The 19,777-nt window shown below is 67.1% G+C and carries 17 protein-coding genes; 10 read left to right on the plus strand and 7 right to left on the minus strand.

Annotated features, from left to right (window positions below; translation table 11 throughout):
- Positions 1 to 20 precede the first annotated feature (20 nt).
- Complete coding sequence (locus AC1DF3_RS14115) at positions 21 to 593, minus strand: hypothetical protein (protein ID WP_478139962.1); 573 nt, start codon at positions 591 to 593, stop codon at positions 21 to 23.
- Between the two features lie 140 nt (positions 594 to 733).
- Between AC1DF3_RS14115 and AC1DF3_RS14120 the strand changes: the two genes are divergently transcribed.
- Positions 734 to 1,693 carry an alpha/beta fold hydrolase gene (locus tag AC1DF3_RS14120; protein WP_478139963.1) on the plus strand — a complete coding sequence of 320 codons (960 nt, stop codon included), beginning with the start codon at positions 734 to 736 and terminating at the stop codon, positions 1,691 to 1,693.
- Positions 1,694 to 1,701: 8 nt separating this feature from the next.
- Here the strand turns inward: AC1DF3_RS14120 and AC1DF3_RS14125 are convergent, their stop codons facing one another.
- The 3 genes from AC1DF3_RS14125 to AC1DF3_RS14135 form a co-directional block, all read right to left on the minus strand.
- Positions 1,702 to 2,541 carry a caspase family protein gene (locus tag AC1DF3_RS14125; protein ID WP_286532862.1) on the minus strand — a complete coding sequence of 280 codons (840 nt, stop codon included), beginning with the start codon at positions 2,539 to 2,541 and terminating at the stop codon, positions 1,702 to 1,704.
- A gap of 5 nt (positions 2,542 to 2,546) precedes the next feature.
- The gene (locus AC1DF3_RS14130; protein WP_286532866.1) at positions 2,547 to 3,164 is read right to left on the minus strand and encodes an anti-sigma factor family protein; all 618 of its coding nucleotides are present in this window, start codon (positions 3,162 to 3,164) and stop codon (positions 2,547 to 2,549) included.
- Positions 3,165 to 3,270: 106 nt separating this feature from the next.
- The gene (locus AC1DF3_RS14135; RefSeq protein ID WP_286532868.1) at positions 3,271 to 3,867 is read right to left on the minus strand and encodes an RNA polymerase sigma factor; all 597 of its coding nucleotides are present in this window, start codon (positions 3,865 to 3,867) and stop codon (positions 3,271 to 3,273) included.
- Between the two features lie 179 nt (positions 3,868 to 4,046).
- On the opposite strand from AC1DF3_RS14135, the gene AC1DF3_RS14140 reads away from it, so the two are divergent.
- The gene (locus AC1DF3_RS14140) at positions 4,047 to 4,229 is read left to right on the plus strand and encodes a DUF3563 family protein (protein WP_286524307.1); all 183 of its coding nucleotides are present in this window, start codon (positions 4,047 to 4,049) and stop codon (positions 4,227 to 4,229) included.
- Between the two features lie 32 nt (positions 4,230 to 4,261).
- On the opposite strand, the gene AC1DF3_RS14145 is transcribed toward AC1DF3_RS14140, so the two are convergent.
- The gene (locus tag AC1DF3_RS14145; protein WP_478139964.1) at positions 4,262 to 7,384 is read right to left on the minus strand and encodes an ATP-binding protein; all 3,123 of its coding nucleotides are present in this window, start codon (positions 7,382 to 7,384) and stop codon (positions 4,262 to 4,264) included.
- A gap of 269 nt (positions 7,385 to 7,653) precedes the next feature.
- Between AC1DF3_RS14145 and AC1DF3_RS14150 the strand changes: the two genes are divergently transcribed.
- From AC1DF3_RS14150 to AC1DF3_RS14170, 5 genes are read left to right on the plus strand one after another with little or no spacing between them, the layout of a single operon-like run.
- Positions 7,654 to 9,168 (plus strand): B12-binding domain-containing radical SAM protein, encoded by a 1,515-nt coding sequence (locus tag AC1DF3_RS14150; protein ID WP_478139965.1) that lies wholly within the window; start codon positions 7,654 to 7,656, stop codon positions 9,166 to 9,168.
- Positions 9,165 to 10,355 carry a hypothetical protein gene (locus tag AC1DF3_RS14155; RefSeq protein WP_478139966.1) on the plus strand — a complete coding sequence of 397 codons (1,191 nt, stop codon included), beginning with the start codon at positions 9,165 to 9,167 and terminating at the stop codon, positions 10,353 to 10,355. The genes AC1DF3_RS14150 and AC1DF3_RS14155 overlap by 4 nt, the downstream gene beginning before the upstream one ends.
- Positions 10,356 to 10,404: 49 nt before the next feature.
- Positions 10,405 to 11,673, plus strand: coding sequence for a hypothetical protein (locus AC1DF3_RS14160; RefSeq protein WP_478139967.1), 1,269 nt, complete (start codon positions 10,405 to 10,407; stop codon positions 11,671 to 11,673).
- 9 nt (positions 11,674 to 11,682) lie between these two features.
- Positions 11,683 to 11,934 (plus strand): hypothetical protein, encoded by a 252-nt coding sequence (locus AC1DF3_RS14165; RefSeq protein WP_286532875.1) that lies wholly within the window; start codon positions 11,683 to 11,685, stop codon positions 11,932 to 11,934.
- Positions 11,931 to 12,701 carry an aspartyl/asparaginyl beta-hydroxylase domain-containing protein gene (locus tag AC1DF3_RS14170; RefSeq protein ID WP_286532876.1) on the plus strand — a complete coding sequence of 257 codons (771 nt, stop codon included), beginning with the start codon at positions 11,931 to 11,933 and terminating at the stop codon, positions 12,699 to 12,701. Before AC1DF3_RS14165 ends, AC1DF3_RS14170 begins: the two co-directional genes overlap by 4 nt.
- Here the strand turns inward: AC1DF3_RS14170 and AC1DF3_RS14175 are convergent.
- Together AC1DF3_RS14175 and AC1DF3_RS14180 are read right to left on the minus strand one after the other, a co-directional pair.
- On the minus strand, positions 12,670 to 13,491 hold the full coding sequence (locus AC1DF3_RS14175; protein ID WP_286532877.1) for a GNAT family N-acetyltransferase: 822 nt from the start codon (positions 13,489 to 13,491) through the stop codon (positions 12,670 to 12,672). The two genes, AC1DF3_RS14170 and AC1DF3_RS14175, sit on opposite strands and share 32 nt — an antisense overlap.
- Before the next feature lie 16 nt (positions 13,492 to 13,507).
- Entirely contained in the window at positions 13,508 to 13,861 is a 354-nt protein-coding gene (locus AC1DF3_RS14180) for a DUF2784 domain-containing protein (RefSeq protein WP_286532878.1), read from the minus strand.
- A 119-nt stretch (positions 13,862 to 13,980) separates the two neighbouring features.
- Between AC1DF3_RS14180 and AC1DF3_RS14185 the strand changes: the two genes are divergently transcribed.
- The 3 genes from AC1DF3_RS14185 to AC1DF3_RS14195 all read left to right on the plus strand — a co-directional run bounded on the left by AC1DF3_RS14185 (position 13,981) and on the right by AC1DF3_RS14195 (position 19,766).
- Positions 13,981 to 15,279, plus strand: a complete 1,299-nt coding sequence (locus AC1DF3_RS14185) for a cupin-like domain-containing protein (RefSeq protein ID WP_286532879.1) — start codon at positions 13,981 to 13,983, stop codon at positions 15,277 to 15,279.
- 431 nt (positions 15,280 to 15,710) lie between these two features.
- Positions 15,711 to 18,863, plus strand: coding sequence for an AAA family ATPase (locus tag AC1DF3_RS14190; protein ID WP_286532880.1), 3,153 nt, complete (start codon positions 15,711 to 15,713; stop codon positions 18,861 to 18,863).
- Positions 18,864 to 19,766 (plus strand): DUF3237 domain-containing protein, encoded by a 903-nt coding sequence (locus AC1DF3_RS14195; RefSeq protein WP_478139968.1) that lies wholly within the window; start codon positions 18,864 to 18,866, stop codon positions 19,764 to 19,766. It abuts the gene before it with no gap.
- The last annotated feature ends 11 nt before the right edge of the window (positions 19,767 to 19,777 follow it).

Here is a 19,777-nt window from a genome sequence, read left to right on the forward strand (position 1 = left end):
CGACGAAAGCGCAGCGCTGGTTACTTGGCGACTCCGATGCTTTGGGCGGCGGTGGACAGGAAGCCGCTTGCGCTGTTGTTCGAGCCGGAGGCGATGACGGTCGAGTTCGTCAGCTTGCCGTTGCCTTGCGCGCCGCCGATCTGCTGGCTGGCCGTGGACAGGAAGCCGGATGCGGTGTTGGTTGCCCCATTGGCGATAACGGTCGAGTTGCTCACCTTGCCGTTGCCCTTGGCGAAGCCCACTTCCTGCGTGGCGGTGCTGAGGAAGCCCGAAGCCCTGTTGTTCAGGTTCGTGCCGATGACCGTGCTGTTGGTGAGCTCGCCGTTGTCCCGTGCACGGCCGACGTCTTGGTTCGCCGTCGACAGGAAGCCCGAGGCGGAGTTGTTGGCGCCGTTGGCGATCACCGTGCTGTTGGTGATCTTGGAGTTCCCCTCGGACACGCCGATGTTCTGACGCGCCGTGGCCAGGAAGCCGGACGAGGTGTTGTTGGCGTTGGTGGACAACACCGTCGAGCCGGCGATTTCGCCGGCCATCGCGCCACCGAAGGCGAAACCGAGGGCGATGACGAGGGATGCTTTGCGAACGATTTGCATGATGATCTCCAGGGAGTGATGACAGGGTTTGAGGTTGGGCTTGCCGAATTGCTTGCCTTCCCGCCCATGGGTTGCGGACCTTCCGGATTCGGTTCAAGGAGATTTCGGGCAAACCCCGCACCGGCGTAGGATCGCCAGCGATGCCCGACAGCGCGCCGCCTGATCCGCCGCCGAACCCCGCACGCCTGACGGGCGTGCGCGGTGCCTTCGACGCGCTGCGCAACTTCGGATTGATGGGTTTCGGCTCGCGCGGTGCGAGCGAATACGACACGTTCACTGCCACCGATGGCCACGTTGTTCCCGTGTGTGTGCTCGGCCGCGGGTCGCCGCTGGTGCTGGTGCACGGCTTCGGATGCACGCATCGCGATTGGCTGCCGGTGGCCCGGAGGCTGGCAAGGCGCCATTGCGTGCTGAGCTGGGACGCACGCGGCCATGGCAGCTGCCGGTCGGCGAGCGGCAGCATCACGCTGGCGCGGCTTGCGAACGACCTGGCCGAGGCACTCGACCACTTCGGGCTGCAGCGCTCGATCCTGGTCGGGCATTCCATGGGCGCGCTGACGTTGATGCAATACCTGCACCTGCATGGCACGCAGCGGGTTGCAGCGGTGGCGCTGGTCGACCAGTCGCCGCGCATCGTGACGGACGACAGCTGGCGACTGGGGCTGTTCGGCGGCTGCAGCGCGGCGATGCTGTCGGGGCTGATCGCCGGCGCGCGCCGGGATTTGGCCGAGATGCTGTTGAACGAGGTCGGAGCACTCGGGGGCGCCTGGTTGCAGCGCCAACTGGCTGTCGAAGCGCCGCTCGGACGGATGCTGCGTCGCCGTCTGGGGCGGATCGATGTCAAGCCGCTGCTCGACCTGGCCGAGTCAATGGCGAAGGCCGACTTCCGCGCTTCGCTGTCGCGCCTCGACGCGCCGCTGTTCGTCGTGCTCGGGGCCCGCAGCCCGCACTACGCCGGTGTGCCGCTCGACGCCTGGTATCGCGACACGGTGAAGCACGCGCAGGTCTCGGTCTATCCGCATGCCGGCCATTCGCCGCATGTCAGTGAGCCACTGCGCTTCGCGCGCGAGCTCGAGCGCTTCATTGAAGACCACGCGTGAGGGGTGGCTCAGCTGCCGCAGCGCCCGTTGGCGTTCGATTTGAAGCAGAAGTCAGCGGTCAGGCTCGAGGACTCCCAGGGTACCTGTACGCGGCCGGTGTCTTCGGCCACACCGATACGCACCCGCTTGAAGAGTTGCTCGATCTGCAGCCCCGGCATCGACATGTTGGCGAGCAGGTGGCGTGCATAGACGCTGTGCTCGCTGCTGGCGCTGTCGAGCGCCACGCCGTTCGGCGCGGTCGAAAAGGCCACGAGCGTGCCCACCGGCGCATCGAGCGATGCCAGGCCGCCCGGCGTCGCGCCGCGGAATTTCAGGCGCCGTCCATCGGGACCCACGATGACGCCGCCGGCGAACGGGTTCACTCGGCAGGCATCGAGCACCACGATGTTGGCCCCGGTGCCGATCGCACTGAGTCGGTCGACGAACTCGCCGACGTCCGCGCTCTGCCGCTGGATGTCATCTTCGGACTGCGGGTCGGCATCGATCGGCACGAGGTAGTTGCGACCCTTCACCTGAACCCCATGGCCGGCATAGAACACCACGCGAACCGCCGCCTTGGGCGCACGGATCGAAAACTCGCGCAGCGATTCGATCAGTTCCGGCAGTCGCGTGTTCTGACGCAGGGTCACCTCGTAGCCCAGGCCGCGCAGCGCCGCCGCGACGGCGATGGCGTCGCCCGGCGGGTTCTTCAGCGGTGCAGTGCGGTAGGCGCCGTTGCCGATCACCAATGCGATGCGCGACCCGGCGGCGCTGGCGTCGGCCGGGGCGCTCATGGCGGGACCGAAGGGCAGGGCTGCGGCACCCAGTGCGCCGCGCAGCAGCAGACGACGGGTCAGCAGTGCGGCCATGTCGGCTACTCCCGGGGCGGCACGCCGGCTGCGAGCGAGGCGGCCTGAACGATCGGGGCGGCCTTGACCTGTGCGAGCGCCGCCGCTTCGCTGCCGGCCGGTACGCGCAGGTAGTAGTCGCCGAGTTGGCCAGGGCCGCCGGCCAGTTCGCCGTGAACCTGGACCACCAGCATGCGGATGTCGCTCTCCTTGGCGTCGGGCGCGAAGCTGATCTTCAGCATCGGGCCCTCTTCGACCCGAACCGCGTGCAGCGCGCGGATTTCGTCGGCGCTCTCGCGAGCGCTGCCGAGCATGTTCACGATGACGCCACCTTGCACTGCCATGACCGCCAGCGCGGCCAGCGCGTAGCTCGGGCGCATGCCGAAGTTGCCGAAAAAGGCGCCGATGCGTTCGGCCAGGGTCGGACGGTCGCCCTGGATCAGGCGCATGGTGCGGGCCAGGCCGATCGTTGCCGGCACGGCCGGGGCGTTTTCCTGCACGCGCGCCTGCAATGAGCGATACCAGTCCAGCTCGCTGCGGGACTCGGGATGCTGTGCCATGTAGGCCTCGACCCAGGCGCGGTCTTCGGCGCCCAGCGAGCCGTTGGCATACCAGGGGAGGAGTTCTTCGAAGCGTTCTTTCATGATGATCATTCCTGCACGGGACATGCCGTGTCAGCCCCTTGGTTGCACGAGCCCGGCGGACGGTTCAAATTAATTCGCGCAATTGCCAAATACGCCACGAGCATCTTCAGGATGCAAGAGCGCCCCTGGCGTCAGGGGCACTCCCCTCGCTGCGCAGCAGCGACTGCAGGCAATTCTTGATCTTCTGGCGGGCGTGGAACAGGCGCGTCTTGACGGTGCCCTCGGGGCAGTTCTGTACCTCCGCCACGTCAGCCAGGCTCATGCCCTCGTAGAACACCAGGTGCAGGCATTCGCGATGCTCGTCCGACAGCTTGCCCATGCAATGTTGCACGCCTTCACGCCGTTGCTTGCCAGCCAACTCCGCGTAGCCGTCAGGCGTGTCGGAGGCGGTGGTCTCGGCGATGTCGTCGAGATCGCCATGCACCTCGTCAGGCCGCCGCGCACGGTAGACCATCAGCGCCTTTCTGCGCGCAATCCCGATGAGCCAGGTGGAGAACTGAGAATCGCCGCGAAAGCGATCGGGGTGGCGCCAGACCTCGTAGAACGAGTCCGCCAGGACTTCCTCGGCTCGCGCGTGGTCGCTCAGCATGTTGAGGACATACGCGTACACCTTGCGGCTGAACGCCTTGTACAGCTGACGAAACGCTTCCTGGTCTTCGCGGCCGATGCGTGCCAGCAGCTTGTTGACCTCGTCGTTGTCCATGCGGGCGGGAGCGGTGCGGTGGCGGTGACGAAATATAACGCGCCAAATATCTGTCAGGTATGAGAAAAGTCGAGTGCCTGTGGGTCGCCGGGCTATCCCTCAACGCCTGTCGGGTTTGACGAGGATCACAGCAGGAATTAGGGAAAACCCTTATTCTTCAGGTTTCTCCAAAAACTGACATGACACTCCTCTACCGTGCGTTCACCGCGCTCGCATCGCTGCAACGACGCTTCCCGAACTCGCGCGAGGCCGAAGAAACCTATCTCGCCGGGGCGGTCGACATCTATGACCTCGAGCGCCGGATGCGACAACTCGACAAGCGCGACACCCAGCAGCCGTTCCATCTTCGGCATTCGGCCTGAGGGGCGACGCCCCGCCGGTCTCGAAGGCCGGACTATGTGGCGCCCACCACCTTCTCGACGCGCCGCGCCAGTCCGTCAAGCCCGTCGAGTGCCCGAAACCGCTCGTCTGCTTGCGCGTCCGGCCGGTCCGAGCCCAGGTAATCCGAGAGGCTTTCCAGGCAGCGCCGCTCCATGACCGGAAACGCGAGGCGCCGTGCCGATTCCACGGCCCGACGCAGCATCGCTTCGGTCACCGCCGGGTCGTCCGCCAGCTCCGCGTTGACCAGGGCGGCAATCCGCAGCACCTCGGGCTCGAGCCATCGGCTGCCCTCGGGCACCAGTGCGAGCGCTCGGCTTGCCGATGCCTGCGCCTGCTGCAGCCGGCCGAGGCGCCGCTGCGCATCCGCGAGGTTGGCATAGTGGCCCGCGAGGGCGAGATGGAACGACACCGCTTCGAAGGCCGCGACCGCCTGCTCGATCGCCGCAATGCCTTGCGCCAGGTGCCCGCTCTGGCACAGCGCCCAGCCGAAGAAACCCATGCCGTGGGCGCGAAAGCCCGCCAATCGATGTTGTTCCGCGAGCTGCAGCAGCCGGCGCGCTTCCCGGCGCATGGGCTCGGTCGCCTCGCAAAGGCCGAAGACCCATCCGCCCACGTACACCAGGGGGATGGCGGTCGAATGCGGATGCCGCAGCGCGTCGGCGGTACGCAGGGCGTCGACGCCCACGGCGAGCGCGGCATCGACCTCGCCGAGGCAGAACAGCGTCAGGCTCAGCAATGACTTGCTGTGAACTTCGGTGTTCTGGCCGAACATGCGCGTCGTCGCCGCATCGCGCTCGGGCGAGTAGAGCGCCAGCGAGGCTTCGATCTGCGCCCGTGCTTCGATGCCCTTGCCCTGTGACAGCAACGCCATGCCGAGCATGCGATGGCCGATCACCCGGCCGGACTCGAAGCCGTTGCGCTCCGACAGCGACAGGAACATGCCGGCGAGACGCTCGGCCTCCTCGCCCTTGCCGCAGCAGTTCACGTAGGTGAATTCGCCGAAGGCGAACGGAAAGACCAGCGGCGTGGCATCGCCCTGCGCACACAGCTGCAAGCCGCGTTCGCAGCAGGCGTGCAATGCTGTCGACGTCGCGCTCTGCGTCGCAAGCACCGACCCCATCATCGAGACCTGCAGGTTGAGTTCGAGCTGCCTTCGCTGCTTGGGGTCGTCGATCTCCGCCAGCAAGCCGAGGCCCTTTTGCAGGTGGTCGACCGCCTCGACGTGCGCCGAATTGGTGGCGGCCTTGACACCGGCCTGCAGCCACGCCTCGATGGCCTGCGGCGTGCGGCCGGCCTCCGTCAGGTGGTGCGCCATCACCTCCGGCAAGACCGGCAGCGAGGACTCCCGTTGGCGCATGACGTCGACGATGCGGCCATGGACCGCGCGCCGCTCGGTCTGCACCATCGACTCGTAGGCCATGCGCTGCAGCAGCGAATGACGGAACTCGTATTGAATCTCCGCGCCGTGGCGCTTCGGCCAGAGTATCTCGGCCGCGACCAGCACTTCGAGCGGCTTGGCGACCTGCGTCGCGTCCTCTTCGAGCACCGCCAGCAGAAAGTCGGGCACGAAAGACCGGCCGATGCATGCAGCTGCCTGCACGATGCGGCGTCCGCCGGGCAGTCGGTCGAGCTGCTCCGACAGCAACTCGGCGAGCATCAAGGGCACGCCGCCGAGCCGCCGGTTTCGGAGGCTCCCATGCACGCGCTCGTCGAGCAGGCCCATGACCAGTTGCTCCACGAAAAGCGGCACGCCTTCGGCAGCCTCCACCGCCTGGTCGAGGATGTCGGCCGTCAGCACTTCCGCGCCTGGAATCGAGCGTGCGATCTCCAGGCAATGGCGATCGTCCATCTGCTCGAGCTGGACAACCTCGTCCGTCTCCGGCAGCGCAGGGCCCGGCGGAAACGATCGCATCGTCAGCAATACAAGGATGGTCTCGTTCTTGACCGCAGCGAGCAGTTCCTGCAAGACCTCCGCCGACGACGGATCCAGCCAATGCATGTCCTCGATCCACAACACGGTCGGTTGGCCGCCGGCCAGCTTCTTGAAGTAGTCGACGATGAACTCGGCTTGCCGGCGCCTGAAGAGTTGCGGCGTCGGGGTTGGCGTGGCGGCGGGATCGACCGCGCCCAGGCCGAGCAGCGCCAGCATCAGCTCGCGGTGCCCGGTCTCGTTCGCGCCGACCTCGTCGAGCAGCCGCGACACCTTGAGCGACGCCTCGGCCGGGCTGTCCTCCGTCGACAGCCCGGCGCGGGCCCAGAAGAAGTTGGTGAAGGTGTAGAGCGGCGTTCTGGTGAAGATCTCGTGGCAGCCGGCCTTGAGCACCTGGGCCTCCGCGAACTCGGGCCGGTTCAGCAATTCGAGCACCAGTCGCGTCTTGCCGGCGCCGGCTTCGGCCACCACTGCGACGGTCTGGCTGCGCGGTGCCGTGGTGGCCGCCATCCACCGCGCCAGCAGCCGCTCGATCGAACCCTGCCTGCCGACCATGCGCGTGGCGCCGCGCTGAAAGCCGAGTGCGGCGCGCCGCGCACCGGGCATCAGGTTGCGCACGCTGAAGACGTTGACTTCGCGCGACAGCCCCTTGTAGTGCCGCGTGCCCAGCGCCTCGATGTCCATCAGGCCGTCGACCAGGTCGAGCGTGTCGCCGCTGATGAGAATGCCGCCGGGCGGGGCATCGGTCTGCAGACGGGCCGCCAGGTTCGCGGCCTCGCCGACGATGCCCGGCATGCTGGCACCCGCGCTCATCAGCTCGTGTGCGACGACCACCAGCCCGGAGTGGATGCCGATTCGCGCATTGAAGGCCGGGACCGTGTGGCCCTTGACCGTGGTGTCCATGAGGCGCAGTTGCCGCAGCAACTCGAGCGCCGCGCGCACGGCGCGTTCGGCGTCGCGTTCGTGCGCGCGTGGGTAGCCGAAATAGACCAGCACGCCATCGCCGATGAAGCGCGCGACGAAGCCGCCATAGCGCTCCATCGTCGCCAGCGCCAGCATCTGGTAGCGGCGCTGGAGGCTGCCGAGGTCTTCAGGGTCCAGTGTTTCGGACAGCTCCGTGTAGCCGATCAGATCAATGAAGGCGATCGTGAGGAATCGGCGTTCGGCGCTCTCGCGCCCGGGCTCCATCGTGTCCGTGGCAAGCATTGGATGTGCCTTCCGAACTCCGTCAAGTTGGATTTTTCGATGCGCAAGCGTATCATTTGTGAGAACTTTCGTGCGCAATTTGCCAATTGCTGTCAGGCATAGGCGGATTGTTCTAAGAACCACGGAGGAGGAATGATCCGCTTCGCCATTGCACCGTCAGGCGCGGGATGACTGCGCCGTCGCGAGACCGCGTCTCCTCCAGGCGAAAGGCGCTGGTGGTCTGCACGCACTTGCGCCCGAGTCGCGACAAGCGGCGATCCAACTACTACATGCAGCCGATCACGGGCCTTCACATCGGCTCGCTGATCGACCCCGGACGCTTTGACGTCCGGCTGCACCACGAAGACTGGCACGGCCCCTTCGAGCCTCGCGACTGCGGTGGCTACGACATCGTCTTCCTCACCGGCCTGCAACCCGACTTCGACCGGATGCGCCAGCTCGCCTACTTCTTTCGCTCGGCCGGCGCCATCGTCGTCGGGGGCGGCAGCATCTGCAGCAACTTTCCGGAGTTCGCGACACGTTTCTTCGACGTCGTGTGCGCCGGTGGCGTCGACACCGTTCCGGAGGTCGTCGAGGGCTTCCTGCGCGGCTCGCTCAAGCCGATCTATCGCTCCGCAGCGGCGAAGATCTCTTCGTACCGGGTGGACTACGGCCTCTTCCTGCGCAGCGGCATCAGCCCGATGCTCCACCTCATCGAATCGTCGCGTGGCTGCAGCTTCAAGTGCAGCTTCTGCGTGATGCCGAACGAGGTCGGCGCCCATGCGACCTACAGCCTCGATCACTTCGCGGATGCGCTCGAGAGCACGCTGGCGGCGAGCGCGCGCTGGAGCTTCAGGCGCTGGTACCCGCTGGTCATGCTGCTCGACAACAACTTCTCCGACGATGCCGCGCACATGCTGCGCGTGGCGAAGCTGCTCGGCTCGCATCCGAAGGTGCGCGGCTGGGCGGCCCTCGTGACGCAGAACATCCTGCACGATCGCGAACTCATCGTGCACCTTGCCAGGTCGAATTGCATCCTGCTCTTTGCTGGCGTCGAGTCGCTCGACCGCGAGATGCTCGCCCGCTACAACAAGAAGCAGAACCTCGGCCGGCGCTACAACGTCATCGAGGACATCGCCTTTGCCGAGTCGCAGGGCATCGCGATCTGCTACGGCTACATGTTCGACCAGCGCCACCAGACCGCGGCCGAGATGGAGCGGCAGATCGACGCCCTCGCGCGCAACCCTCTGATGCCGATGCCGGTGTACCTGAGTCTGGTCGCGCCGCTGGCTGGCACCGCGAGCTTCTGGGATGACCTGCGCATGGGGCATCTCGCGCCGAACCTGCGCCTGCGCGACCTCGATGGCGAGACCATCGGCCACAAGCAACTGGCCGACGACCGGGACGCGGTCGTGGACTTCATCGAGCGAATGTTCAGGCGACCGTGGACGGTGGTGTCGCGCATGCGCATCCTGGTGAAGACGCTGCGCCGCATCGTGCGCGCGGGGTCGTTCAATCCCGTGCGGTGGTACGTGATCGCGTCGGCCAACTTCCATTGCTTCATCTGGTCGAGCGCCACGCCGACCCGGCCGCGTACGTATCTTGCGGGCACGGACATGCTCGATCCACAGTACTTCGAGCGGCCGGACGATCTCACGGAAGAGGACCGGGTGCGCTATTTCGACCCGGTGGTCCTGACGGACGCGCAGGGCGGTCCCGCGGAGTGGCTCAAGCCGTATGTGCCCACCAACGTTCGGCACACCGTGCATCCCATCGTGGCGGACGTGGAAGGAGCGACGCGATGACCTACCTGGAGGCCCGGGACCAAGCCCAACTGAAGGAACTCGAACGCGCCGTCTCCGAATTCATCCGGCTGCGGAATCAATACGCTTCGCCGGAGAAGCGAAAGACGGTGATCCTGTTCCCGGGTGGTTGCGGTTCGGAACTGAAGCGATCGCGCGCTGCCTATTCGGGCGGGGCGAGCCCGGACCCGACGCTGTTCCAGACCGTCTGCCTCAACATCTACACCCTCATCGGCGCTGCGCTGATGCTGAAGATGAAGCGCGACGCTGCAGGCCATTGGGTCGACGCGGACCGGCACATCGTGATCGCCGGCGGATCGGTCCAGGCATTCGGCTACACGCCGTACGACTCGTTTGCCGATTGGTGCGCCCAGCGCGGCATCGACGTCTTCTTCTACGGGTACGACTGGCGGCGGCCGATCCCGGAAGTCAGCGATTTCTTTGCGAAGAAGTTCCTGCCGTCCTTCTGCAAGCGGTTGCGCGATGAGTACAAGGTGGATCCACTCGCGCAGATGACGCTGATCGGTCATTGCCTGGGCGGCATGCTCGTCAACTGGATCCTGCGCAAACACCCCAAGGCGCTGCCCGAACCGAACAAGGCGATCACCGTCGCGACGCCGTTCTACGGCTATTCGGGGCAGATCGGTCGCTGGTTCGTCGGAGAACCACTGCTGAATCATCTGGGCCAGGATGAAATGGTCCGCGTCATCTCGTCGTTCCCGGCGCTTTACACCGTCAACCTGCTGGAGGAAAGGATCTACCTCGCGAACGCGTGCGCCTTCAAGGACGACGCCTATCCGCTTGCGGCCTATCCATGCGTCGATTCAAAGACGAAAAAGCCGGCGGACCCTTATCGCCCTGTCGAGGTCCCGCCCAATTTCCGGTATCCGCAAGCCGAGATCACGGGCTTCTGCCGCACGGAACTCGAAGCAGCGAGACAGGTAGCCGAGACGTTGACCGGCCCGCTCGACAAGGCGCTGTCTTCCAGGTTCTACAACATCAGGGGCGTACGCCCGAAGAACCGGACCCGTACCCCTTTCACCTGGGACTGGATCACTCGCGAGTTCGATCCGGCGAAGAACGTGTCACCGATCCACCTGGGGCTGCGTGTTCCCGGGGACGATACGCAGCCGGCGTGGACGACGCGACTGCTCCGGACTTGTACGTCTAGATCTGGCGCCGCATCCTGATCGCCTTGCAGAAGCCTCCTGCTGCACCCCGCGGCCAGAAAGGAAAGCGATGAACTACGAGACCAATCGCGACCTCGAGCAGCTCAGGATGCTCGACCACCTGATCGATGATTTCGTCGACCGCTACTTTCTGATCGGCGGGCCCGCCAACGGCCAGCGGCACACCGTGTTCCTCTTCCCGGGCGGCCTCGGCAGCCAGCTCAAGCGCGCCACCAAGCCCTATGTGCAAGGCGGACCGTCGAACCAGACCTTTGCCTACGAGAGGAAGTGGCTCGACATCTGGAGCATGATGGGCACCGTGCTGGAAGTCGAGATGGTCAAGGTGGGCGGCAAGCATCGTGACAAGGGAAACCGCTTCGTCCTCGCGGATGGGCCGGTCAAGGTCGCAGGCCGCACGCCCTACGACGGCTTCACGGCCTGGTGCGAGGCGAAAAAGATCGACTACTTCGTCTTCGGCTGGGATTGGCGCCGTACCACCAACGACATCGGCAAGTTCTTCGTCAAGAAGTTCCTGCCGTATTTCCAGGAGCGGGTGAAGGACGAATGCAACAACGCCGACGTGCTGCAGGACTACTCGCTCGTCGGGCACAGCGCCGGCGGCATGATCGTCAACTGGATCCTGCGCAAGCACGACACGCCGGCCCTGAGGGCGGCAGTGACCGTGGCCACCCCGTTCTACGGCTATGGCGGCCAGATCCATCGCTTCTTCGAAGGCGAGCCGCTGCTGGCGCTGCTCGACCAGAAGAAGGTTCGCAAGGTACTGACGTCGATGCCGGCGCTCTACGCCTTTCAGTTCCTCGACGCCAAGAAGACCTTTGCGAAGTACGGGGCGGCGCTGGCCGCCGATCCGAACTTTCCGTTGGCGGCATATCCCAGCACCGACATGAACACGGGGGATGTCGCCGATCCCTACTACCCGCTGACCAACGGCGCCTTGCATCGCTATCCCACTCCGAGCCAGACGGGGTTCGACCTCGCGGAAGTGAAGAAGGCGAGGAAGCTCGTCCAGCTTCTCGCCTCGGACCTCGACCCCCTGATCGCGGGCAAGTTCTTCAACATCCGTTGCGTGAGCGGGCCGCAGAACACCCTCGGCAGCACCACCTGGCAATGGGTGCCACCGATCGCACCGAGTCCCATCGGAAACGTAGCCCAGGTGCCGGGAGACGACACGCAACCCGCATGGACCGCGCGACACATCGGGCTGGCCGCTTCGAACCCTGCCAACGTGATGACGCTGGCCGGCTTCAACCTCGGACACCTCCTCACCATGAGCCAGCCGCAGACCATCGCCGCCGTTGCGACCGCGCTCAACCTCTAGGGGACTGCCATGGCCAAGAGAATCTCCCCGACAGACATTGAAGTCGTCAGTTCCGCCGAGACGCTGAGGTTCGTCAGGGATCTTCAGAAGGATTTCGCCAACAAGGCCCGGACACCCAAGCTCAGGAGGCGGATGCGCGAAAGACTGGCGAAAGCGGGCGACGAGAAGCTGGTCGGTATCGGGTTCCGGATTCTCGCGGACCTGCTGCGGCCGCCGCAGGAGGAGCCGCGCCGCCGGAAAACCAAGCCATCCAAGCCATGAGTGCCGGACCGGAACCCGCCTGGGCGACCGACGGCATCGCGCCGATGGAGCGGCCGGGCTGGGCGAGCCGTCTCTTCATGCGCGTGGTCGCGTTGGCCGAATCCCTCAATCGGCGGCAGGCGATCCTGGGCAATCGCCGCATCTTCGATACGACGGATTTTCCATGGGCTGCCGAACTCGAGCGGGACTGGCGATCGGTGCGAGCCGAACTCGACGTCGTGATGGCGCGCAAGCGCGAGCTGCCGAACGTCCAGGACATCAGCGTCGATGCGGCATCGATCAACGACGACGATCGCTGGAAGGTCTTCGTCTTCACGGCCTATGGCGTCCGTTCCCCGCGCAATTGCGCTCGGTGCCCCGAGACCTGGCGGCTGGTGCAACGTATCCCGGGCCTGCAGACGGCGATGTTCTCGGTGTTCGAGCCGGGCAAGCACACGCCGCCGCATCGCGGGCCATACAACGGCGTACTCCGGCTGCACCTCGGGCTTGTCGTTCCCGAGCCGCGCGAGCGCAGCGCGATCCGGATCGATCAGGCGCTGCAGCACTGGGAAGAGGGCCGGACGCTGATCTTCGACGACGCCTACGAGCACGAAGCCTGGAACCACACGGCGCAATCGCGGGTCGTGCTGTTCGTGGATTTCGTCAAGCCGCTGCGTTTCCCCGCCCGGGCGCTGAATGCCCTGCTGCTCAGGCTCGCGGTGTTCACGCCGTTCCTGCGCGAGGGCGAGGCGAATCTCAGGCGCTGGGAGGAACGCTTCTATCGATAGGCCGGTGCCGCCCGCTGTCGACGAAGCGGCGATGGTGGCGATGCGGCAGATTGTCGAAGCGCATCAGCATCGGGAAGTCGGCGGTGTCGAAGTCCGGGTCGAAGCCGGGCGGACCCAGCACCTCGGCGCCGCATCGAAGGTAGCCCTTGATCAACGGCGGCAGCGCGGCATCGATGGCATCGCACGAGGCCGGCAAGGTCGCAGGATGAAGCGGCACCGCGCGCCGCTCGACCGGTGCGAGATGGTGCAGGGACACATGGCGCCAGACGCTGGCGGCGCGGTGCCCGCCATCCGAGGCCGACACGCTCGCGCAACCGAAAGCGATGTCGAGGCGGTGGCGAACCATGAAGTCGCCCAGGGCGGCCCACAACGACAGGATCGTCCCGCCGGTCCGCCATGCCGGATCCACGCACGATCGGCCCAGTTCGGCCATGCGCCTGCGCAAGGGCCGCAACCGTGCCAGGTCGAACTCGGTTTCGCTGTAGTACCCGCCAGCGCGCAGCGCGGCTTCCGGGGTGAGGACGCGGTAAGTGCCGACGACGCGCGGCGGGGCACCGTCGTTCGCCGCGTGCGCGCGAATCAGCAGATGGGCGCAGAAGTCGTCGAAGCGGTCGATGTCGTGGCCTTCGAGCGTGGCGCGTCCCGGCGCCAGGCGCGCGCCCATCTCTCCGGCAAAGATCCTGAAACGCAAACGCTGCGCCTCGCGAACCTCGTCGACGCTCGTCGCCCAGGTTGCCGCCAGCTTGACCCCGGCGCGTCCGGTTGAAATGCGATCGACGGTCTCACGCATGTTGGCCTCCGAATCTTCATGATCGAATCAGCGCTGCGTAGGCGGCAAGATTGACTGCGGCAAGCAGGAGCGCCAGGGAAGCTTGAGCGCCGCGCGGCAATCCATTCGCATGAACCAGGCGCCCGACATGGTGGTCGATGAACCCCCCCTCGTAGGTCGACTCTCCGGCCGCGCGCCGAATCTTGAGTTCGAGCAGCGTCAACGGACATGCCCATCCGGTGACGCCCACCGTCACCGACCAGGCCAGCAGCGGCAGATGGACCCAGGCCAGGCGGGGCCAGAGCCATGCGAATGCACAACCAGTCAACGCGAATGCCGTGACCAGTCCGTGGACCACCAGTACGACGTCCGCGAAGATGGTTTTTGGCATTTGCGACGTTCTAACGGATTCAGGCATTTTTGACCAATCCGCGGCGCGATACGGGACATCGCCTCTGCCGCTACAGTCATGGTCCACCCGCGTACGACCCCATCACCTTCGGACAAAGCATGAGCGCAGACCCGGTTGACTGGACCCAGAACGCCCAGGTGGGCGCCATGGCCTACCTTCTTCATACCCTGCTGCAGGAAGCCGAGCGGCAGAACCGCGGCTTCATCGACAAGGTCATCGAGGGCGCCGTCGACGACCACAAGGGCATCCCAGCGGGTACCCCCAACAAGCCCTTCGTCGACGCCGTCTTCGCCGAGACCCTCCAGATCCTCAGGCGATCGCAGGCCTCGACCCAACTCCCCGAACTGCCCGAACTGCCCCCGGCGCCGCGGCCGCGCGAGCTCGGCGCGCCGGCGCCGGTCAGCGACGACTGGCTGCAGTGGATCGCCGAGAACCGCCTGCGCGAATGCACGCCCGACTCGATGCTCTCGACGATGACGGCCGCCGGAATCGATGCGGTGCAATCGAAGGCGGCCATCGCCCGGATCGAGACCGATCCGGCCTTTCGCGCCGCCCGCCGCATGCAGAAGGTCGAGCGCAAGCTCGAATCTGTGGTCGCGAACCTGCAGAAGCTATGGGCGTCGTCGCCACGCTACGGCGTGGTCGAGAAGCGCAAGTCGCCGTCGCGCGACGAGTTCGTCGAGCGCTACGTGCGGGGCTGCCGTCCGGTGGTCCTGACCGACGTCACCAAGGACTGGGGCGCCATGAAGCGCTGGTCGCCCGAGGACCTGAAGCGGCGTTTCGGCCATCTGGACGTCGAGATCCAGGACGGCCGCGATGCCGATCCGAACTACGAGGAGAACAAGCTCGCGCATCGCAAGATCGTGCAGCTGGGTCCGTTCGTCGACCGGGTGCTCGCCGGAGGGCCGACCAACGACTACTACCTGACGGCCAACAACGAGGCCTTGCGCAGCCCCGGGTTTGCGCCGCTGCTGGAAGACATCGGCCGCCTGCCGCCCGCCTGCGACCGCTCGCAGCTCGGCCACCGCTCGTCGTTCTGGTTCGGGCCGGCCGGCACCACGACGCCCTTGCACCACGACACCCTGATGCTGTTCCACACGCAGGTGGTCGGACGCAAGCGCTGGCGCCTCGTGTCGCCCCTGGAGACCCCGAAGGTCTACAACTACAACGGCGTCTTCAGCCCGGTCGACGTCGACAACCCGGACCTCGCCCGCTATCCGCTCTTCGGCGAGGTGACGGTGCTGGACGTGATCGTGGAGCCCGGCGAGACGATGTTCCTGCCGCTCGCCTGGTGGCACCAGGTGCTGTCGATGGACATCAGCCTGTCCTTCTCATACTCCAACCTCGACCTGCCGAACGATTTCGTCTACCAGAACCCCGACATCGGGAATTGGTAACAATCGAGCGTCGGCGAGCGGAAAAACGATGCCGCCGCGCCACGCCACGCCCCTGGTTTGAAACCTAATTTCTGACCGGAACTGGTATCAGTCAGTAATCTTCGGTAAAGTCTATTTATGCACCTCCTGCGACAACCAGGGAGGGACTTCCGGGGCGGCATGCCGTTCTCTCGTTCGCCTGTCGTGCATGAACCTGCCTGCGCGGCGCCTTGCGGACTGCGGGATCGGGCCAGTGCCGCCGCGGCTGCTCCCGAGGCCCTTTGCACCGATCCGGGCGATCTCGTCGCGCGTGCCTATGCGCTGCTCGAGCAAGAGGCGCAAGCCTGGCAGCAACGACAGCGGGCCGACCTGTTGCCGGGGGGTGGACGTTGATTTGCCCCTCGTGCGCTTTCGCCAATTCCGAGAGTGCGCGCTTTTGCGGCGGCTGCGGGGTGCTTCTGGACTTCGCCGTCCAGCGCGCCGATGGCGAGCGGCGCCAGATCACGGTGCTGACCTGCGACGTCGTCGGATCGACCGCGCTATCGCAGACGCTCGACCCCGAAGACCTGCATGAAATGCTGGGCGACTTCCAGCGGGTCTGCCAGGAGACGGCCGAACGGTACGACGGCTACATCTCCCAGTTCCTGGGCGATGGCGTCCAGATCTATTTCGGCTTTCCACGGGCGCACGAGGACGACGCCCGACGGGCCGTCAGCTGCGGCCTCGAAATCCTCCAGGGCACCGAGCAACTGAACCAGGCCTCGGCGCGGCCTTCGGGCGCCAGGCTGAGGATCCGGGTCGGTGCCGACACCGGGCGCGTCGTGGTCAGTCCGGTCGGCACCGGTGCCCGGCGCGAGAACATCGCGATGGGCGACGCGCCCAACATCGCATCGCGGGTGCAGGCGCTCGCGGAGCCCGACACGCTGTGGGTCACCGAAGCCACCTGGCGCATCGCCCACGAGCATTTCCAGGGCGAGCCGCGGGGCGAATTCGAGCTCAAGGGCGTGGCTTCGGCGGTCCGCCTCTGGCGCGTGACACGCGCCGACGGCGTCGTCCCGGGCCTGGAGCGGGTCGACCTGCTGACCCTCTACGTCGGCCGGGCGCACGAGCATGCGCTCTTGGCGGCGCACTGGACGGCGGCGCGATCCGGTGCGGCGCGCTTCGTCACCGTGCGCGGCGAGCCGGGGATCGGCAAGTCGCGGCTGGTCGCCGAGTTCAGGGGCCAGGTGGCGAGCGCGGACACCACCGTGCTCGCCGTGCGCTGCACCCAGTTCGCGAAGAACAGCGCGTTCCTGCCGGTCATCGAACTGCTGGAGCGCGTGCTGGGCCTGGTCGGTGCCACCGAGCCGCAGGAGCGCCTCGGCCGCATCGACCAGCAGTTGGCGGCACTGGGGATCAGGGCCCCCGATGCGGCACCGCTGCTGGCGGCGCTGCTGTCGATACCGGTCGCCGAGCGCTATCCCTCCGTGGAGCTGTCGCCCACTCGCCGCCGCGTGCGCACCATCGAGACGCTGGTCGCCATCATCGAGGCCATCGCATCGCGCAACCCGACCATCCTGGTGGCGGAGGACCTGCATTGGGCCGATCCGTCCACGCTCGAAGTGCTCGAAGCGCTGGTGTCGCGCGCGCGCCGGTTGCCGCTGCTCGGTCTCTTCACGGCCCGGCCCGAGTTCGACGCGGCATGGCCGGACGACGAGGCGACGCCGCTGGTCGAGGTGTCGCGCCTCGACCATGCCGAGGTCGAGGCGGTGGTTCGCCATGTCGCCCACGGCAAGCCGGTGCCGGGCGACGTGATCCGCGAGATCACCCAGCGCTGCGACGGCGTGCCGCTGTTCATCGAGGAGGTGGCGCGGGCGGTGATCGAGGCGGGCGTGCTGCAGGAGAACGAATATTCCTGGGCGCTCACGGGCGCGCTGCCGTCGGACCTGATCCCGGCCAGCGTCGACGCGTCTCTGATGGCGCGCATCGACCGGCTCGGCGAAGCGCGCGGCACCGCGCAGCTCGCGGCCACGATCGGGCGCGAGTTCACCTACGCGCAGCTGCGCGCCGTCAGCGAGCGCAGCGACAAGGACCTGGCGGACGACCTCCAGCGCATCCTGTCCGCGGGCCTGGCCTGGCAGGTGTCCGCCGCTGCCCCGACCACCTTCGTCTTCAAGCACGCGCTGGTCCAGACGGCGGCCTACGAGTCGCTGCTGCGCTCGACGCGCCAGCGCTTCCACGAACGGATCGCAAGGGTGCTGCTGTCCGATTTCGGCGGCGAAGTGGCGCTGCGCCCGGAGATCGTCGCGCGCCACCTGTCGGGTGCCGGCCATCACGCGGAAAGCAGCGACCACTGGTTCGCCGCCGGGCAACGGGCGCTGACGCGCATGGCCATCCCCGAGGCGCATGGGCACTTCACGCGGGCGCTCGAAGGCCTGGCCAAGCTGCCGACCTCGGACGAGGTGCTGACCAAGGAGCTCGAGCTCCAGATCGCGATCGCGCCGACGCTGATGACGCTCTATGGCTGGGCCTCGCCGACGGTGGCGCTGGCGTGCGAGCGGGCGCGCAGCCTGAGCCATCTGCTGCAGCGGCCCGACCGGCTCTATGAGCCGATCTGGGGGCTGTGGACGAATCTCTTCGTCGGTGGCCAGCTGGACCGGGCGCTCGACACGGCGAACGAGGCGCTGTCGATGGCGCTGGCCAGCGGCGTCCCGATGCTGGAGGTGACCGGCCGCCATGCGGTCGCCTACACGCACTACTACCGCGGGGAGTGGGCCGAGTGCATCGCGCATGCGCAAGCCGGCATCGCGCTCTACGCGCTGGAGCAGGAGCGCACGCTCACCAACACCTTCCAGATCAGCTCCACGGTCAACATGGTCGCCGGACTCGCCAGCAGCCTGTGGATGATGGGCCACCAGGACCAGGGTCTGGCGGAGCTCGACCACATGATCGCGATGGCGCGCGACCTGGACCACCCGTCGGCATTGAGCAATGCACTCGGCGTCGCCTGCTACATGTTGACCTTCCACCACGACCCGCAGCGCATGCTCGGCCACGCCTCGGAGGTCAAGAGCTTCGCCCGCGCGGAAGGGTGGGAGCTCTGGTATGCCGTCGGCGTCATGAGCAGCGGGTGGGCCCGCCTGCGCCTCGGCGACCGCAGCGACGGCCTGAGGGAACTGTTCGAAGGCGTGGCGCTGTTCCGGGCCACGCGCTCCGACCTCATGGGGCCGACGGTGGCCGTGATCCATGCCGAAGGCCTGCGGGCGGCCGGCCGCGACGACGAGGCGCTCGAGATGCTCGCGGCCACGGCCGAGACGGCCCGCCGCGGCCATGTCGGCGTGCTGCTGCCGGACGTCTTCCGGCTGATGGGCGAGATCCACCTGCAGGCCGGCGCGCTGCCGCAGGCGGAGGCGGCCTTCGACCAGGCCCTGGCGACCGCCCGGGCCCAGCAGGCCTTGTCGCTCGAACTGCGCGCCGCGATGTCGCGCCAGGCGCTGCTCGCGCGCACCGGCCGCGCGGCCGAGGGTCTGGCGCTCGTCAGGCGCTGCTACGAGCGATTCAGCGACAGCTTCGATCAACCCGAGTTGCGCGCCGCCCGCGCCTTGCTCGAAGGCGGCGGGCGCTAGATGAAGCCGGCACCGGCCCCGGTGGCGTTCGACGCTTTGCGCCCGGAGGTGGAGGCCGGCACGCCGCTCGATGTCTGGTGGCAGGTCTCGCCGGCCCATCCGAGCCATAGCTTGGTGGTCGAGCGGCGCGTCAATGGGGTGCAGCGGCCCTCGCTGCGGGCCTGGCCCGATGGCCGCCAGGCCGACGCCGGCGCCCAGCGCTTCCGGGCCCAGCTGCCGCCCTGCGAAGCCGGCGACCGGGTGGACTACGCACCGATCCTCTATCGGGCCGCCCAGGTGGTGGCCGAACTCCCGGTCCGCAGCGTGCTCGGCGTGCCGGCCGCCGCCCCGGCCGGCGCCGCGCCGCCTGCGCCGCTRCCGGCCACGGGCACCGTGCCGCGCTACGACTGGGGCACGGACTTCCTGGGTGCCTTCACCGTCCAGCTGGCGAAGCCGCCGGAGTCCTTCGGGCCGGCACCCGACGGGCTGCACATCACCTTCTACATCGCCTCGGGCGAGATCCACGGGCCGAAGATCAACGCCAGGATCCGCGGCGAGGGCGGCGACTGGATGCTGGTGCGCCGCGACGGCGTGGGCGTCGCCGACGTCCGCATCACCTACGAGACCGACGACGGTGCGCTGCTGCTGTCGCGCTACTACGGCATCTTCGACCTCGGGCCGGACGGCTACGAGCGCGCGCTGCGCAACGACTACGACCCGCTGCCGCCGCTGGTGCTGGCGCCGCAGTTCGTCACTTCGCACCCCGATTGGCTGTGGCTGAACCGGCTGCAGTGCATCGCGGTCGGCCGGGTGACGATGGCCGACCTGCTGGTTCGGTTCGATCTTTATGCGATTCGAGTCGGGCAGCCGCTGCCGTCCTCGGGGCTGCCGCGCGCCCCCGAGGGTGGCCGCGGCGCTTCCTGAGCGGAACGGGT

It is taken from the genome of Variovorax sp. 10N432 (assembly GCF_056394465.1).

Excerpts from the sequence above, each read along its gene's own strand:
- AC1DF3_RS14115 (WP_478139962.1), bottom strand. The coding sequence starts at position 593 with ATGCAAATCGTTCGCAAAGCATCCCTCGTCATCGCCCTCGGTTTCGCC.
- AC1DF3_RS14145 (WP_478139964.1), bottom strand. The coding sequence starts at position 7,384 with ATGCTTGCCACGGACACGATGGAGCCCGGGCGCGAGAGCGCCGAACGC.
- AC1DF3_RS14160 (WP_478139967.1), top strand. The coding sequence starts at position 10,405 with ATGAACTACGAGACCAATCGCGACCTCGAGCAGCTCAGGATGCTCGAC.
- AC1DF3_RS14155 (WP_478139966.1), top strand. The coding sequence starts at position 9,165 with ATGACCTACCTGGAGGCCCGGGACCAAGCCCAACTGAAGGAACTCGAA.
- AC1DF3_RS14170 (WP_286532876.1), top strand. The coding sequence starts at position 11,931 with ATGAGTGCCGGACCGGAACCCGCCTGGGCGACCGACGGCATCGCGCCG.
- AC1DF3_RS14185 (WP_286532879.1), top strand. The coding sequence starts at position 13,981 with ATGAGCGCAGACCCGGTTGACTGGACCCAGAACGCCCAGGTGGGCGCC.
- AC1DF3_RS14130 (WP_286532866.1), bottom strand. The coding sequence starts at position 3,164 with ATGAAAGAACGCTTCGAAGAACTCCTCCCCTGGTATGCCAACGGCTCG.
- AC1DF3_RS14165 (WP_286532875.1), top strand. The coding sequence starts at position 11,683 with ATGGCCAAGAGAATCTCCCCGACAGACATTGAAGTCGTCAGTTCCGCC.
- AC1DF3_RS14140 (WP_286524307.1), top strand. The coding sequence starts at position 4,047 with ATGACACTCCTCTACCGTGCGTTCACCGCGCTCGCATCGCTGCAACGA.
- AC1DF3_RS14120 (WP_478139963.1), top strand. The coding sequence starts at position 734 with ATGCCCGACAGCGCGCCGCCTGATCCGCCGCCGAACCCCGCACGCCTG.
- AC1DF3_RS14150 (WP_478139965.1), top strand. The coding sequence starts at position 7,654 with ATGCAGCCGATCACGGGCCTTCACATCGGCTCGCTGATCGACCCCGGA.
- AC1DF3_RS14175 (WP_286532877.1), bottom strand. The coding sequence starts at position 13,491 with ATGCGTGAGACCGTCGATCGCATTTCAACCGGACGCGCCGGGGTCAAG.
- AC1DF3_RS14135 (WP_286532868.1), bottom strand. The coding sequence starts at position 3,867 with ATGGACAACGACGAGGTCAACAAGCTGCTGGCACGCATCGGCCGCGAA.
- AC1DF3_RS14125 (WP_286532862.1), bottom strand. The coding sequence starts at position 2,541 with ATGGCCGCACTGCTGACCCGTCGTCTGCTGCTGCGCGGCGCACTGGGT.
- AC1DF3_RS14180 (WP_286532878.1), bottom strand. The coding sequence starts at position 13,861 with ATGCCAAAAACCATCTTCGCGGACGTCGTACTGGTGGTCCACGGACTG.